The 15499-nt window shown below is 69.6% G+C and carries 14 protein-coding genes and 1 pseudogene; 3 read left to right on the plus strand and 12 right to left on the minus strand.

Translation table 11 applies throughout. The features are described from left to right. The 12 genes from LN042_RS35715 to LN042_RS35775 all read right to left on the minus strand — a co-directional run. Window positions 1-109 (minus strand): type I-E CRISPR-associated protein Cas7/Cse4/CasC (locus LN042_RS35715; protein ID WP_230055640.1); only part of this gene is annotated, 109 nt, incomplete at its 3' end. Then, window positions 106-768: a type I-E CRISPR-associated protein Cse2/CasB gene (gene casB, locus LN042_RS35720; protein WP_230055630.1), complete on the minus strand. Its 663-nt coding sequence runs from the start codon at window positions 766-768 to the stop codon at window positions 106-108. The genes casB and LN042_RS35715, both read right to left, overlap by 4 nt. After that, window positions 765-2504: a type I-E CRISPR-associated protein Cse1/CasA gene (casA, locus tag LN042_RS35725; protein ID WP_372495882.1), complete on the minus strand. Its 1740-nt coding sequence runs from the start codon at window positions 2502-2504 to the stop codon at window positions 765-767. The genes casB and casA overlap by 4 nt, the downstream gene beginning before the upstream one ends. Beyond that, the gene (gene cas3 / locus LN042_RS35730) at window positions 2476-5367 is read right to left on the minus strand and encodes a CRISPR-associated helicase Cas3' (RefSeq protein WP_443667722.1); all 2892 of its coding nucleotides are present in this window, start codon (window positions 5365-5367) and stop codon (window positions 2476-2478) included. Before cas3 ends, casA begins: the two co-directional genes overlap by 29 nt. Before the next feature lie 660 nt (window positions 5368-6027). Further along, window positions 6028-6294, minus strand: coding sequence for a hypothetical protein (locus LN042_RS35735; protein ID WP_230055631.1), 267 nt, complete (start codon window positions 6292-6294; stop codon window positions 6028-6030). 56 nt (window positions 6295-6350) lie between these two features. Then, window positions 6351-7190 (minus strand): DciA family protein, encoded by an 840-nt coding sequence (locus LN042_RS37565; protein ID WP_308191921.1) that lies wholly within the window; start codon window positions 7188-7190, stop codon window positions 6351-6353. Then, window positions 7187-8764 (minus strand): helix-turn-helix domain-containing protein, encoded by a 1578-nt coding sequence (locus LN042_RS35750; RefSeq protein WP_230055632.1) that lies wholly within the window; start codon window positions 8762-8764, stop codon window positions 7187-7189. Before LN042_RS35750 ends, LN042_RS37565 begins: the two co-directional genes overlap by 4 nt. A gap of 909 nt (window positions 8765-9673) precedes the next feature. Further along, window positions 9674-10294, minus strand: a complete 621-nt coding sequence (locus tag LN042_RS35755; RefSeq protein ID WP_230055633.1) for a GIY-YIG nuclease family protein — start codon at window positions 10292-10294, stop codon at window positions 9674-9676. Next, complete coding sequence (locus tag LN042_RS35760) at window positions 10287-11204, minus strand: NAD(P)/FAD-dependent oxidoreductase (RefSeq protein WP_230055634.1); 918 nt, start codon at window positions 11202-11204, stop codon at window positions 10287-10289. The genes LN042_RS35755 and LN042_RS35760 overlap by 8 nt, the downstream gene beginning before the upstream one ends. After that, entirely contained in the window at window positions 11201-11761 is a 561-nt protein-coding gene (locus tag LN042_RS35765) for a cysteine hydrolase family protein (protein ID WP_230055635.1), read from the minus strand. The genes LN042_RS35760 and LN042_RS35765 overlap by 4 nt, the downstream gene beginning before the upstream one ends. Window positions 11762-11772: 11 nt before the next feature. Next, the gene (locus LN042_RS35770; protein ID WP_230055636.1) at window positions 11773-12936 is read right to left on the minus strand and encodes a helix-turn-helix domain-containing protein; all 1164 of its coding nucleotides are present in this window, start codon (window positions 12934-12936) and stop codon (window positions 11773-11775) included. 181 nt (window positions 12937-13117) lie between these two features. Then, window positions 13118-13456 (minus strand): GntR family transcriptional regulator, encoded by a 339-nt coding sequence (locus LN042_RS35775; protein ID WP_230055637.1) that lies wholly within the window; start codon window positions 13454-13456, stop codon window positions 13118-13120. A gap of 337 nt (window positions 13457-13793) precedes the next feature. Here LN042_RS35775 and LN042_RS35780 point away from each other — a divergent pair, with 337 nt between their 5' ends. The 3 genes and pseudogenes from LN042_RS35780 to LN042_RS35790 all read left to right on the plus strand — a co-directional run. Next, window positions 13794-14648, plus strand: a complete 855-nt coding sequence (locus LN042_RS35780; protein ID WP_230055638.1) for a hypothetical protein — start codon at window positions 13794-13796, stop codon at window positions 14646-14648. A gap of 109 nt (window positions 14649-14757) precedes the next feature. Beyond that, window positions 14758-14985 (plus strand): hypothetical protein, encoded by a 228-nt coding sequence (locus LN042_RS35785; protein WP_230055639.1) that lies wholly within the window; start codon window positions 14758-14760, stop codon window positions 14983-14985. Between the two features lie 264 nt (window positions 14986-15249). Continuing rightward, window positions 15250-15499: pseudogene (locus tag LN042_RS35790) on the plus strand (hypothetical protein); the annotation flags it as partial.

The following is a 15499-nucleotide window of genomic DNA, read 5'->3' on the forward strand; positions in this document are numbered from 1 at the left end:
TGACGCCTCCGTAGATAGCGGTCTTGGGGGCGCCGGTGTCGTCGCGGTTCAGGTTGCTGGGCGGGACGTTTTGCAGGGCGTGCACGTCGAGGATGAGGCGAGCGGTCACGAGGCGTCCTTCGGGTCGGTGGTGGTGTCGGCACTGCTGTCGTCGCCGTCGTTGCCGGTGTTGTCGTCGGGAGTGGAGCGGTGGGCGTGGAAGGCACGGCCCCAGACGCGGCGCACGCGGTCCGAGCCGCCGGGTCGCTGCCAGTGGTAGAGCTGGTCGGCCAGCAGGGCGTAGTCCAGGGCGATGTCCTCGCGGCGCAGCAGCAGGACGATTTCGCGCAGCCGGCTCGCGAGGACGGTCAGGTCCGCGGAGGTACCTGCGCGGACGAAGCGCTTGCGGACCGGTTCGTCGATCTCGCCGGCCGGCATGAGCCGGCGCACGGCCGCTCCGAGCTCGACGCCGGGCCGGTGCATGCCACTGCCTCGTGATTGCTGGTGCAGGGACCACAGGGTCATGGAGGTGTAGACGGCGTTCTCGGCGGCGTCCTTGCGCAACCAGGCGTCCGCGTACAGCGGTTCCAGATCAATCAGGCCCCAAAGGTCCGGGATGGCGGCCACATCACGCCCGGCGCCCCGCCGCAGCCGGGCCAGCGCGGCGACGGCATCGGAGCGGTCGGCGAGATAGCCGCGCTGCAGCCGCGCGATCTCGCGCCCGACCAGGCCGCGGACGGTGTCCAGCTCGGCGGACGGTACGGCCAGGGCATCGGGGACGGTGGTCATGCGGGCACCTTCCGGGAGTCGTCGACGGACGTGCGTTCGAGATCGGCAGGCACTGCCTGCGCCGGCAGCGCAGGAGTAGATTGGCCATGCGGCAGGGCTCTGCTCAGCCGGGAGCGGAACCACCGGTCGGCCAAGGCAGCGTTCAGCCACGTCTGGCCTTTGGCGTGGGAGAACACCCGGCCCTGCCAGGCCGCGTCGCCGGCGGCCGCGATCAGTTCCTCGCCAAGGCGCCCGATCAGGCGCCGCGCAGTGTGCTGCCATGCGGCGCGCGCGTGCTGCGGATCGTCACCTTCGCTGAGCCCTGCCAGCCACAACCGGTAGGGACCGTCGAGTGCGCCGAAACCCGCGTCGCGGGCGGCATCACGCCCGGCCTCCGACTCGCTGCCCGCCGCCCGAGCCAGGTCCACGACCAGATCACCAAGGGCGCGCACCGCCAAGTCGGCGTCGGCGACGGCATCGACGGCCGCTTGTCCAAGTTCGCGGTCGGCCTCGTGAAGCAGCACAACGGCCATGGCTATCGCATCGCTGGTCACCTCATCGATGACGGACTGCTGTGTGCCGTACAGCGCCCCGAATGTGCGCAGCCGCACCAGCGTGCCTCGTGCCAGGAACCCCTCGGTCGTCAGCCGCGCCAGCCACTGCACCAGGCCGGGCCGCAGCATCGGGGCAGGCTCGCCGCCCGAGGCCGCACCCTGGTCGCGCGGGGCGATGAGGGCTTCAAGGCCGCGCCAGGCGGCACGGGCCGGATCATGCTCGCGCGGCAAGTACACCGGCGACCTGCCGAGCTTCTTCTCCTGGGCCTGGCTGCGCCGCCAGGCGGACATCGGCTCCACGATGTGGAGGTTGGGCGCAGCCAGCGGGTCGCCGTAGCTCAGCACCACCCCGTGCACGCCGCCTGCGTCCGCGTGCAACAACAGCCGGCGCGACTGCCAGCTGTACAAGTCCCGCGGACCCGCCGGTCGGTTGGCCAGATCACCGGCCGCACCGGGCCCGGTGGGTGGCCGGCGCCAGGCAGGCACATCCCCGCCCGCCCAGGCGGGCAGCTGATCCAAGGCCAGCAGGTTCAGCAGCAGCGTCTCGCGCAGCGTCGGCCCCTCGGCCAGCACGCCGCCGAGGTTGCCCGCCCACGCAACGCCCTGCGGATACGCCTTGCCGTTTTTCGCCCGCGGATCGCCGACGACACCGCTTTTGATGCCCGAGGTGTCGTACGCCTGGGCGTGCACCACCCACCGCGCGGCCTCGGCGAAGCCGATCCGCCCCGCACCCGGGAAGCGCGCGGTGAAGAACGGGCTGCCGTTGGGTACGTCCGCGACGATCCGGTTGAGCGAGAACACCTCATCGGCCGCGGTGCGCAGGCCAGGCGTCTGGAAGAACGGCGTGCACGGGTGGAACAAGTCGAACCGGTCTTGGTGCTCGTTCAGGTAGCCGGGCACCGCCGCGAACGGGTCGTCGGCCTCCCACAGCTCGGCCCAGGCTTCGGCGTCGGCCGGCCCGTCCAGGGCGTCGTACAGGATCGCCAGCAGCAGCCGGATGAGTGAGAAGTCCTGGGTGGGCAGCTCACCCGCCAGCCGCCGGATACGACTGGCCTGCGCGAAGACCTGACGCAGCGACAACTCGCTCTCACCACCGACCAGCAACTGCACAGGAAGCCACGGCTGGTCCGTCAAGGGAAACGACAACAAGCCCATCGGCACGGATAACTGATCACTACTCACGGGACACCTCGAGTCCGTCATCGCGGCTGTAGCTGAGCCGGAACCCTGCCACAGAGGCCTGACAACCGGGCCGAATCGGCAAGATCAGCTCGCCCGCCAGCCACACACTGTCCTTCACCTGCCAGTTCGGGACGCAGAAACGTTCGAGTTCGGCGATCACGCGATCGATCACGTACGGCTTCGCCATCCGCGCCGGCAACCGCAGCGTGCACGCCGCCGCGGCCTTCGCCGCCCGCGGAGCAGGGACCGCGTCGGTCGGCAGCGGCAAGCCCCCACGTCCACCATCGGCCCAGCCGACCGTCGCCAGCGACCCGTCATCGAGTTCTTCGACCACGACGACCTCCAAACTCTCCGGCGCATCGCGCACCTGCGCCCGCCCGGCCCGGGTGTCATCCGCGTCTCCCACCCCGGCCGCCAGCCAGCCCACCAAGGACCGGCCGGGCCGTGCCGCCGCGGCGATACGGAACGTGTCCGCCGCCTTCGTCTTGGCCGCCCGCAGCGCCTCCCACTCGCGGCGTGCACCATCCACCGCCTCCGCCCACGCGGCCGGTCCGGCCAGGCCGGCACCGTACGCCTGCTGCACCAGTGGACTGATGTCCTGCGGCAGGTCCACCACGCGACACACACCCTCCGCCGGCAGCGCCAGGACCGCAGCCGAACGCAGCAGCGCATACGACCCATAGACGGCCTGCGATCCAGGCACCGCTCCCGGCGGCACGCCACCCCAGTCGGTCACACCAGTCACCAGACACAGCGGCTCACGAAGCCGCTCCGGCCGGCTGCCACGCCAGTGACGGTGCAGCCGCCCCATGCGCTGCAACAGCAGATCCACAGGAGCAAGATCAGTGATCAGCAAGTCGAAATCCACGTCCAGCGACTGCTCGACGACCTGGCTCGCCACCACCACATGCCGACCCGGGCGGCGTCCACCGCTCAACTCCGGCGGACCGAACCACTCCAACAGCAGCCTGTCCTTCACCGCCCGGTCGACGTCGATGAACCGGGCATGCGCGACCGTCACCTCGCCGGCACCGAACCGCTCACGCAGCACCCTGGCCGTCTCCAGCACCCGGTCTACCGTGTTGCGAACCACCAGGGCACACCCCCCGCCGGCCAGCTCACGCTCCAACCGGTCGCCCAAAACCTCCAGATCATCCGACAACGCGCCCACACGCACCCGGCTGCGGCGCCCGGACACCCCAGGCAACTCCTGCACCGGCGCATGGCCCACGGCAACGGCGGTCACCAACGGATAACCATCCGCCGCACCCACCGCAGCGAATCCATCCCCCGGGCCACCGACGCCCGCATACGCCTGCGCCAACTGTTGTCGCCGGTCGGCCGGCAGCGTCGCGGACAGCACCACCACCGGCACCCGGTACTCACCCAGCCACCCAAGCACCCGGTCCAGGTACGCGTTCATGTACGTGTCGTAAGCGTGTGCCTCATCGATCACCACCACCTTGCCCGCCAACGCCAAATGCCTCAGCGCCAAATGACGGGACTTCAAGCCCGCGAACAGCAACTGATCGATCGTCCCGGCCACGAACGACGACAACATCCCCTTCTTCCGGCCGCCCAACCACTGGTGCGCCACCAACTCCGCCGGCGCGGCCCGCTCATCCCCGCCCGGCCGGGGCGGCTCCTGCGCGCCGTCTGCATCAACCGCCGCGATTCGCTGCCAGGAACCCGACCTTAGCTCCGCGAAGTCCTCGTTCAGCGCCGCCTTGGAGTGCGCCAGCAGCACCGACAGTCGCTCACCGTCCCGAGCTGGCAGCCGATCCAACCACGCCAACAGGCGCGGAAACATCGCATTGCTGGTTGCCATCGTCGGCAGCGCGAAGAACACCCCGCCCGCACCACTGCGCGCGGCCAACACCTCGGCCGCCGCCAACGCGGCTTCCGTCTTGCCCTCACCCATCGGCGCCTCGACGATCAGCAGCCCAGGCTCCGGCATCGTGCGCGCCATCCGCACCACCGCCTCCTGCACCGGGCGCAGTTCCGCACCAGGCGGCAGGGCGAAACGCGCCGCGAACAGCTCGGCCACCCCGCCGTCCGGCAATTGCGGCCGCCACGGCTCCGGCAGACCCAGCCCCGCCCAGGCCGCCACCGCCCGGTCCCCAACCGACGGCGAGTGTCCAAACCCTGCGTAGGGGAACAGTTCGGCGTTGCTCGCGATCCAGTCCGCCACGATCACCAGCGCCGACAGCAGCACCTGAACCGTCTGCGGCAGCTTCACCCGCTGCCATGCCGCCAACCGCTCGCGCACGCCGAACTGGTCCGCGCACGCCTCCAGAAGTTCCTCCTGCACCCGCCGCCACACCTGCCGGCCTGAACCGGTCGCCCGCAGCAGCGCCGGACGCGCGCCCAGGTCACCGACCTGCGCATGGTCAGGCGGCACACCATGATGCCCACCGATCACCACCGCGAACTGCCCCGTCGCCCGACCCGGCCAGCCGCACCGCTCCTCCAACCACTCCTGCAGCAGCAGTTGCCCCGCCAACCCGTGCGGTGCCATCCGCCGGTCCTGACCCATCTCCCGCCGGTACGGCATCTCCAACCCGACCACACGCATCCGGTCCGCCAACGCATCCACCTGACACGCGAACGCCGGCGTCGCCTTCCCGATGTCGTGCACCCCGGCAAGCCACACCGCCAACCGCCGTGCATCCACCATCCCACCGGGCAGCACCTCCGCCACCCGCCGCCGCACCCCCTCCGGCAACCACTGATCCCACAACAGGCCCGCGACCGCACCGCTGTCAGCCATGTGCTGCCACAGCGGCAACCAACCGTCCGTCGTCACGTCATGCTTGGCCCACACCGCCCGGGCCTGCCGCGACAGTGCCGGACCAAGTAGCGAAACTCCACCGGATGTGTTCACGCGGACACCCAACAGCCAATCGCATACGCTTGTCTGCCACTTACCGAGATTCATCAAAGACGCGCGCCAGCATCGATAACCCTGGACTCGACCGCCCAGGCTGGCCAAATGTGAAAGGCATCCCATTTGCGACAAATGTCGGAACCGGTCGAAGTGCTCAACTCCTGCCCGCTGTGACGGTGAAACAGCAGGCCACCGAGCCTGCTCCCCGCACCCGCGGGGAGGGTCCCCCGGTGTAGCCGGCGAGGCGGGCCAGCTTGCTGTGTTCCCGCGGACGCGGGGATGCTCTCTGGCTCTGGTGGCTGGTCGGAGCGAGGCGCTCTCTGCCGGCATTCCACGGCAAGGACGGGGCGCAGGGCGGGTAAAAAGTCTAATATGCCGGTTTCTATGAAAGTGCGTTCTTTTCCCACCCGCCAGCTATAAACTCGCAGCTCACCGAGTGTGCTCCCCGCGTCCGCGGGGATGGTCCCTGGATTGGGGGCCCATCAGCTATGACGCGACCGGTGCTCCCCGCGTCCGCGGGGATGGTCCCTACATCTCAGATTCGGGTGGCCGGCACGGGCCGTGCTCCCCGCGCCTGCGGGGATGGTCCCATGGCGACCTAACTCGACGGTCAGTGTCGGGAGTGCTCCCCGCGTCCGCGGGGATGGTCCACCTTCTCTACTGGTTCCAGGTGTGGCCGTCCGGGAAGCGGGTCTCGATCATCGTGAAGGTACCGCTGGTCAGGAGCTTGTCGAGCTCGATGTCCGCGCGCTGAAGGCTGCCGTCGTGAAGGGCGAGCAGTTCGCCGGCCCGCTCGACACCGACCTCGCGCTCGGCCTCCGCTTGGGAGATCGGTACGTAGAACGGGTATCGGGCCTGGAGGCTTCGTCGGCGGGCCTGCTCGCGGTTGGCCGTGCCCTTGCGGGCGCTGCGCTTCTTCGTCACGGGCTCACGGTAGTGGCCGCCCGGACTCCGCTGATGCGGTTCAGGCCAGGTTCGGTTCACGCGGCACCGCTGGTCATCGGAGGGCTCGCCGGGCGCAGCGGGACGGCGCCGGCACGGAGCGCCTTGTCGTTGCGGGCGCGGCGTTCGGCGAGGGCCTGGCTGCTGGTGGCGGCCGCGATGCGGGCGGCGGCCTGGTCGTCGGCCTCCTTAGTGGCGACGGCTTCGGCGAAGGCGCTCTCGGGTTCGCGGTGGTCGAGGAGGTGCTGGGTCTGGCGGGTGATGGCGGCTGCGATGGCCGGGTTGGTGCTGGCGCGGGTGGGTTGGACGCTCTGGTGGGCGGCCAGGGCGCGGTGGTAGCCGGCGGAGGCGTCGTCGCGGGTCTTCACCGGGGCGTCCGGCTCGGCGGGGATGGCTCGCTTGGTCTCCGGGGCAGCCGGGGTGGTGCCGGGGATGGCGCGGGGCGGGAGAACCCGCAGGTCGCGGACGACGGTGGAGCCCATCTTGCCGTTGATTCGGGCGATGAGCTGGCGGCCGAGCAGGCGCAGCTGGGTGGCGTAGGCCGGGGAGGCCGGGCGCAGGTCGAGGAAGCCGGTGTGCGGGTCGTAGTGGGCCGGGGTGACCTTGCCGACCAGTTCGGGGGCGATGGCGGCCCACTGGTCCAGGACGCCGCCGCCGGCAGTGGGCGCGTTCCAGGCCCGCTCGGCGGCCAGGCCGGCCAGGGCGTCGGCGAACGAGACGGGGTCGCGGCCGGTGCGCAGCGTGGTGCGGCGGGCCGGGCGGGTGGTGGCGCTGCGGCCGGAGGGGGCGTCGGCGCCCCGGGCGCGGGCGGCTTCCTGGGCGGCCTTGAGGGCGATGCGGGCGATGTCGACGCCGGAGGCTGAGGCGGTGATGGTCACGCGATCTCCCAGGGACGGAGGAGGGCCAGGTGGCCGCTGGTGTGGCGCAGGCGCAGGTGCTGGTCGACCAGGTCGTCGGTGTAGAGCTGGCGGGCGACGTGCTCGCCGAACTGCTGGAGAGCGAGGGTGATCAGATACGGATCGGCTTCGGCGTCCTTGACCAGTTGCAGTGCGGTGGCCTGGTCGAGCCGCTGGAGGTCGAGCAGGCCGTCCTCGGTCTGGGCGAGGAACTCGAGCGGCCGGGCGTCTCGGTCGTCGGGGTGCAGCAGCTGGTCGAAGGCCTGGCTGGCGAGGCGGCTGGCCGCGTTGCTGCGGGGGGTCTGCCAGTCGGTCAGGGACCAGTCGTCGGTGGAGTTGGTGCGGTCGTGGCGAGCGTGTTCGGCAGCGCGGGAGTCGCGCCACCGCTCGACCGCGCGGGCCCGCTCGGTGGGGGTGGTCCAGCCGGGCATGGCGGTGACGCCGTGCAGGCGGGAGGCGAGCAGGCCGGTGGGCCGCCAGGAGCCGCGCGTGGGCTCGCTGGTGGTGGTCAGCCAGGCGATGACCTCCAGGTCGGTCCAGCCGGCGTCGGCGACCTCCCGGATCACCCATGCGACCCGGGGTACCAGGGCCCGGCGCAGCCACGGCACCTGCCGCACCAGTTCGGAGGCCAGCTGGTAGCGCCGGCCGACGCGGTTGAGCTTGCGGGCCCCCCGGCCCGCCTTCGTGGACTTCTTCGCGCTGGTGGACTTCGGCTTCCCGCTTGCGAGCTTGCTCTCAGGGGGAAGGTGGGAAGAACCGTCAGCAGAAAAGCTTGAGCAACCACCCCCCATTGGGGTGCAACGGCAGTCGGCTCCTGAGGCGCTCTCAGCGGCCTGTGACAGCTGTGCCGGAACGGGGCCGGCGGTGGCCTGAGCGGCCGTCACCGGGCCCTTGTCGGTGCTCTTCGGAGCCGACTTCGCCCGGGTGGCCCGGACCTTGCGCGAGGCCCGCTTGCCGAGCAGCGCCATCACCGCCCGCCCGGCCTCTGCGATCCCGACCACCCGCCGCCGAGAACCCTCACCGACCGTCCGGATCCCCAGCGCCGCATCGAACTGAGGCGGGATCACCAGCGCGAACTCCGATGCCTGCGGCTTCTCACCGCGCACCCGCGTGCCCTTGGCGACGTAGACCAGCAGCCCGGACTCCCGCAGCATCCGCAGGTGGTTCTGCACTGTCCGCTCGGACAGCCGCAGTTTGCGCATCAGGTAGTCCACGCCCGGGCGGCACGGCGACAACGCGGCCAGCTCCTGGGCGACCAACACCGTCGAGCGGCCCATCTCCTTCGGCCCGTGCTCCCAGTCCGGCACGTACAAGCCAGACCCAACCACCCAGTGCACGGCCTGCTTCCAGGTATACGGGTCCAGCACGAGACGACCACGCGTGCTCGACACCGACTGCTCCGTCTCCGGCACCATCAGCCGGGGCAGCTCCGAGGCGCACGGCACGAACCGCCGTGCCGCCTTCGACACCACCACGGCGCCCGCTGACGCGACACCGACCGGCTCCCGGCGCTGGCCGGGAACGGTTGCGGTCAGCGCAGCAGTGCCCGCGCTCATTGGGCACCACCGGGAAACCCAGAAGCTCCGAATCCGGTAGATGCGGTCGAACTGCACGGAATAGGGAGGAAACCGGCGTACTCCAGGAGAGTGATTTGTGTCACGCTAAGCTGACGGCGCGTCGGCGTGGCGAAGATCCGGGTTAGTCCGAGCGGGCCCGGACTGGCCAGGCGGGAAGCGGAATCGAGGTACGCGGAACGATCAGCGGGGATGCCAAGTGCACCGGCCTGCGCGACGCCGAACACGGCGCCACGGGCACGGTGACACTGGCAGCCCGCGCGGGGCTGCTGCAAAATGACAACAGTCCTTTCGGAGACGTGAGGACACGCAAAAGGCGCCTCTTGTGGGTGCTGGTTCTGGCGAGAACCTGAAAGTCGCCTGATCACCCGGTTGGCGCCGGAGATCTGGCCTTCGCGACCGAGTTGGCGCTCGGTGGCGGTGAAGTTTGACCGCAGAGCTCGGTGAGTGGCATCACCAGCAGCGGTCGGCGGCGGAGCCCCTTGGCCGGGGCGCGAGCCGCGAACGACGGCTACGTCATCTCAACAACCCCCTTCGGGGGCGAGGTGTATCCACACACAGACACGACGGCACCCCGCCGGAGCGACCAACGAGTGATCGCGTCCACGGCGGGGTGCCGCGTGTGTGCTTCGGGGCGCGTACGGGTACGCTGCAACATGTCGACCTCCTTCATCAGGTCTGACCGCGGAGAGGGCCCCTTGCCGGGGGCGCCGATCCATTCGCGCCGCTCGGACTTGCCTAAGGTCCGGGCGGCGAATTCATTTGTGGCGTGGATCAAGTCCGGGACCAGACTACTCCCCCGCAGCACCCCGCATGCACGTCCCCACCCTCCGTGTCGAACTGACGCAGCGACATGCTGACTGGGAGACAGAACTGCCGGTGCCCAGCTCATCAGAGGCCTGCGGGATCTTGGTATAGGGGGCGGTCTGGCCCCCAGCTGCCATCGGCGAGGCGCTCCGCAACGGAGTAGCGGGAGGGCGGCATGTCGGTCATCTCCCGTTGGGGTACCGCAGTCTTGCCTCCCGGTCCTTCATAGTTAGCACACCGACAAGGCCAGTCAGCGTTGTTGGTGGAGTAGGGGAGATCGGTGCCGCAGGTCATCGGGCGCCCGTCGATCGTGATGCTGCGGCAGCCGTGGTTCTGGGCCAGATGCCCACAGGTGCAGATCGCAAGCCGGAACGGGCTTGAAATGAGAGCGGCCCTTTGCTGCGGAAGCGTTCCCTTGTTGATCTGCCCCACGAGATCGGATACGAGCTCAACGGGGTCCTTGTCAGCAAGGTCGAACCACTCCCCCTCAAGCCGGTGGGTCGCCAGCAATCGGTGAAGTGCCGCTTCCAGTTCCCGGCCGCCGGCGAACGTGGCCAGGAGTTGGAGCTTGATGGGGGAGCCGCACTGCAATGTTGCCAGGCGGCGCTGCAGATCCGTGGTGCAGCCGATCTTCACTGGGCCGCTGGCGGCTCCAGCGATCACGTAGACGCAACTGCTTGTTGGCTCACCGGTTGTGTCATCCATGTGTCCCCCGCGCCGGTGGAGTCAAAGCGGTGCTGTAGTAGTGCGTCAGGACTGCCTGGGCACCGGAACCTTGGGCTGTGATGACCCGCTGGTAGCGGGCAGAGCGGAGGTCGCCAGCAGTCGTTATGCGTGCGTGCTGACTCTCCGGCGGGCAATAGCCGTCCGGCCCTTGCACTAGGCCAGGAAGGCTCCCGGGAGCGCTGCCCAGGTTCAGGAGAACGGTGTCCGCAGTGAATTGTTGGAGACGTCCGGCCATTGGATGGGCGGTGATGACCCTCGGGGCTGCCCCGTCCACCTCGATGGACTCGACGAGGTGGAGTCGGACCCGCGCATCTGCGAAGACCTCGTCGACCTTGTACTTGTCCTCAGCCGTGTAGAAGACGTCGAGTATCCCGTCGAACTCGGGGTGGCCGCGTAGCCAGGTTCCGAGGGGGCGGTCCGCACCCAGCACAGCGGCCGGCCCGGAGAGGTCAGCAGGCCGAGCACGCCACAGTGGCGAGAAGGTGTTACTGCTGTTGTGCTTGATCCATGCGGCCTCGGATGCGGTCCGCGGGTGTACTCCGGTCGCGATGACAGCGGTCTCGCCGGTCACTGTGCGTCCGTCGGCGAGAAGCACCTCGACTCGGTCATCATGGCTGGCCACGGCCTGGGCCAGGCCGGTGATCAGGTGGCAGCCGGAAGAGATACGGTTCAGGTCGGCGGTCAGTGCCGCCGCCAGGTCGGGGCCCGTGAGCCACCCACCCGGGATGTTCTCCGACGCCTTGATAAAGGCGAGTTTCCCGCCGATTGAACCTGTGGCCTCGACGATGACGCTGGTCAACCCGAGGCTCGCGGCCATCAGGGCCGCCGAGCACCCAGCAGGGCCAGCCCCGATGATTACGAGCTGGGCGTCGTACTGCGCGGTGTTCATGCCACCTCCACGGTGTCGCGGATCCAGGCCAGGAGGTCGTTGCTGCTGATGAGTTGGGTGGCGCCGATGTTGCGGCGGGCGAGCATGAGTGCGGCGTCGTGGAACTGGGCGCCGCCACTGGACGCGCAGGCGTCGGTGACCAGCCAGGGACGGTAGCCATGCTGGTAGGTGGCTACAGCGGAGTCGTAGACACAGGAGTCGGTGTCGATCCCGCACAGGACGATGTCGGTCCAGCCAGCGGTGCGGACGAGCTCCTCAAACTCCGAGGTGAGGATGCTGGAGCCGGTCTTCTCAATCACCGCGACGGCCCCGCTGGCGAGTGGCTCCAGCTCCGGGGCGAGCGCTCGCTCATCCGCGGAACGGAGCTTGGTCCAGCCGGTGATCACCTCGTAAGGCGAGCCGGCTGGGTTTCGGAACTGGGCAACGACTACCGGAAGACCGGCGCTCTGCCATGCCCGGACGAGGTCGACGATGCCGCTCACCACGATCCGGCTGTGGTCGTTGATGAAGCCGGCCTGGACGTCAACAACTACGAGCACTGCGCGACGGACATCCACCAGTTCCCTCCTCACGGGTTGCTGTCTCGGAGCGCTTCTTGAGCAGCACGCAGCCGCCCCGGAAGCTCACTTGTGGCCAGAACCGCCTCACGCATCACCCGGTGCTGCGCCGTCTCCAACGGCCGTGCCGTGGTGAGCCGGGTGAGCGCGCCCCGCAGCCAGCGCCAGCCGAACGCCTCCGGCATGACCGGGTCTAGCCCCTCTTCGACCATCTGCAGGATGTGCGACGACAGGGCCCACAGCGCCTGGGTATCGAGCTCCAGGGCCACGATGTCGGACATTGTCAGAGCCCGCTCTTCCGGCCGCGGATGGTATGCCACCCCAGACCACGCCGCGACGCCCTCAGAGACACCGCCCCCGAACGCGAATGCCTCCGGGTGAGCCCAACCTTCGCTGAATTTCGCGGCCTCAACGCCAGGTCCGAGCGGAACCACCCGGGAACCGCCCGAGCGGTCGACGAGCACTGAGGGCGTCGCCAGCAACTGCAACGCCGTCTCCAGCGCGCTGCCCTCCCAACCGTGGTCGCGCAGCTCGTACACGGAGAGCACATACTCGGGTGGCGTCATCGACGAGCCGTCACATCCGTGCTGGGAGAGGAGCTCCCGGAGCTGCTTGCCCGCCCAGACCCGGTCGGCTGCGTAGGAGTGGTACCGCCAGACCGCCAGCTCTGTCACAGAATCGAACTCGACTGACTCTTCGAGGTACAGGACAGTGACGCCACAATCGAACGCATGGAGCTGAGCTAACCCAGCGCTCGGGTGCTGCATGTCCAGCGCTCGCCTAACCAGGCCGCCAGCACCAGCGACCTGGGGCTGCCCCACTGCAAAAAGGGCGTCGCACGCCTTCCCTGCGTACAGAGGCAGGAACCGGTGCGCAACGACAGTGAATCGCCCTCCCGCCGGAACGGACGTCTGACGAGGGATATCGGCGGCCGGCTCTCCTAGACCCAGACGTCGCCGAAACGCAGCCTGCTCCTCCGCCGTGCAAGTGGCGAGAGCAGTATCCAGGATCTGCTGCATCTCGGGGCGGCAGACCACGGCGGTCCCCTCCTTTCGCCACTTCGTAACGGTGCGGGGAGAGATCCCGAGACGCTCGGCGAAACCCCGGATCGACTCCCGCATCACAGCCTGGAGCAGAACGGCTTCCCGCCCGCTCCACTGCTCAACCGAGACCACCGTCTCACCCCCCTAACGTTCAGTCAGCTCTGAGTTCCACGCTAGTTCCACACCAGTGCCACGAGCGCACCTCTCGTCCAACCCAGCGGATCCGGATGCTTGTTGACGCAGCAGTAACGGGACGCCGCACAGGAAGGGAGGGCAGCAGTTGTTGTGGTCGCTTGCAAATCGCAGGAGCGGATCAAGTGCCGGACCGCTGGGCCTGTTCCAGTTGTTCGACTCTCTCGCGCAGCTCAATGAGCTCGCGCGCCAGACCCTCCAGCGTCAGGGCTGCAGTCGGCTTATCGTCCGACGAGCTTACGAAGCTGCCACGCCCGGTCTGAGAGTAAACGACGCCACGAGAACGCAGATCCGCGAGGGCCCGCTGCACGGTGCCGGCAGCAACACCATGCTCGGCGGCCAGCTGTTGGGTGCTCGGGAGCTTGTCTCCGGGGCGAAGTTCCCCGCGGCGAATCTGCGTCAGCACGGCTTGGACCAGTTGCTGATACGGCACCTGCTGTCGGCTCGGGTCGCTACTCATGGGCGCCATCGTACATCTAGCCACCCGGCATAGATAGGCATGCCAGCCATGTTGACATGGTTAGCGACGATGGTTACCTTGAATCTGCAACGCCGGCGCTGACAAGCCGGAGCTAAACAGCGGTTGCCGTTCCGGCGGTGATGCGCGTGGCACGAAACCGCAGTCGCCGCCCACAGTTCGGGTGCCGGGTAGCTCCACCAAACCCATGCGACTGCCTCCCAGCAGCGCTGATGCGCTGTCCGCTCCCCAGGGCGCCGGGATTTCCCGTGCGGCCTGGGGAGCGGAGAGAGCACCGCGACGCGGCCCTCACCTTCTCCGTACAGACGAGGAGCACCTGATGACCACCTCGACCGCGATCCCCACCGCCCGGCAGCGCAAGAGCCGGACCCGCACGACCAACGTCTCCTCCCAGCCGCCGCTCCTGGTGTCGCAGCTCCCGCCCGCCATGGTCCAGCTCACTCACCGCGCCGAGGTCCTGGCCTGCCCGGCCTGCGACACCTGGTGCCCGCTGACCCTGGACAAGGGCACCAAGCGCTGGAAGCTCTCCCCGCACCACACCGCGAAGGCCGGCACCCCTGGTGCCCGCCGCTGCAGCAACTCGAACCGCTTGGTCATCATCGACGTGACGCTAGTTCGACTGCGGGAGCGGCAGGTTGAGGCCAGTGTCGACGCCGCTGCCCGCCGGCCGACCAAGGTCCTGCGCAAGGTGCCGACCCCGAAGCCGCCGGCGCTCCACCAGCTCACCCCGGCCGCGCCCACCGCCGACACCGCCCGCCGCACCTACGCGACGCACCGCACCCGGTGCGCGGCCTGCACCACCAGCAAGAAGGACGGCAAGCTTCGCGTCGTGCACTGCCCCGACGGCGAGCGCCTGGCCGTCACCTACCTCGAGCTGCTGCGTCAGGAGCCGGAGCGCCGCGCCGCCCAGGCCCGGGCCGAGGAGGAGCAGCAGCTCGCCGAGCGCCGCCAGGCGAAGGAGCAGCCCAAGCAGCGCGCCGCCGAGTGGCCGGACGCGCAGGTGGACTTCCTGCTCGCGAAGCGCCGCCGGGCCCAGCACATCACCGGCCGTCTCGTCGAGCCGATCCAGGGCGTAGCAGTGCCGGTCGGAGCCCGCCCGATCGGCGCGGTGCGCAGCGCGGAGGACGTGCTGGCCGAGAACCCCATCCGGAAGCGCCAGCAGCTCTCCGCCTGACCAGCACCACGCCGGGCCCGGCCCGGTTCCACAACTGAACAGGACCCACCAGCCAACCGCGGCGGCCCGGAGAGTTCCGGGCCGCCGCTTCGCATCTCAGGAGATCCCCGTGCGCTACGCCCTCGTTCCCCGTGCCCTGCTCGAGCAGCTCATCGAGATCAGCACCCCGAAGGTGAAGAAGAACGCCGACGCGGAGCTGCCCCGCACCGACGAGCGCCGTACGCCCGCCGAGGACCGGCTGGTCGCCGCGCGCAGCCCGCTGCGGTCCGGCCCGCGCTGGGTGTTCCGCCGGCCGATGCTCTACGCCTCCGGCACTCCGGCCCCGGTCCACGCCTGATCGGCCCGCGTTCTTCCTGCGCCGCTGCCCGTCGCCGCTGCCCCGGTCCCCCGGTGCGGGGCCGGCGGGGGGACGGCAGGAACCGCGCCCCACCAACAGCGACGGCCCCGGGTTGCGCCCCGGGGCCGTCCACGTCGCCTGATATGGAGGCAACGACTTGCTGCACAACATCATCGCACGCCCCGCGCTGCTGAACACCGCGCCCGGCGACAGCGACCCCCACATGGACGAGGCGCTGCGCAGGGCCCGGGGAGGTGGCCGGTGATGGCCGCCACCGTTTTCGGTACCGGCACCGCGCCTGGCCTGACCGCGAGCGAGCCGATCCTGCCCGCCCCGCGTCCGGGCCTGTACCTGGTGCACCGCCTGGGCGGGATCACCGCGCATCTGACGGCCGACCAGGAGACCGTGCAGACCGTGCGGTCGCTGACGCTGACCGTGCTGGTCGCCCACGGCGTCGACCTGGAGACCGCCGAGTCCGCGCAGCTGGTCTTGTCCGAGCTGCTCGGCAACGCGG

This window comes from Kitasatospora humi (assembly GCF_020907985.1).
Classification (GTDB): Bacteria; Actinomycetota; Actinomycetes; order Streptomycetales; family Streptomycetaceae; genus Kitasatospora; species Kitasatospora humi.

Bases quoted from the DNA above. Each gene is read 5' to 3' on its own strand.
- casB (WP_230055630.1), bottom strand. From the start codon at position 768: ATGACCACCGTCCCCGATGCCCTGGCCGTACCGTCCGCCGAGCTGGAC.
- casA (WP_372495882.1), bottom strand. From the start codon at position 2,504: ATGACGGACTCGAGGTGTCCCGTGAGTAGTGATCAGTTATCCGTGCCG.
- LN042_RS35750 (WP_230055632.1), bottom strand. From the start codon at position 8,764: ATGAGCGCGGGCACTGCTGCGCTGACCGCAACCGTTCCCGGCCAGCGC.
- LN042_RS35755 (WP_230055633.1), bottom strand. From the start codon at position 10,294: ATGGATGACACAACCGGTGAGCCAACAAGCAGTTGCGTCTACGTGATC.
- LN042_RS35760 (WP_230055634.1), bottom strand. From the start codon at position 11,204: ATGAACACCGCGCAGTACGACGCCCAGCTCGTAATCATCGGGGCTGGC.
- LN042_RS35775 (WP_230055637.1), bottom strand. From the start codon at position 13,456: ATGAGTAGCGACCCGAGCCGACAGCAGGTGCCGTATCAGCAACTGGTC.
- LN042_RS35780 (WP_230055638.1), top strand. From the start codon at position 13,794: ATGACCACCTCGACCGCGATCCCCACCGCCCGGCAGCGCAAGAGCCGG.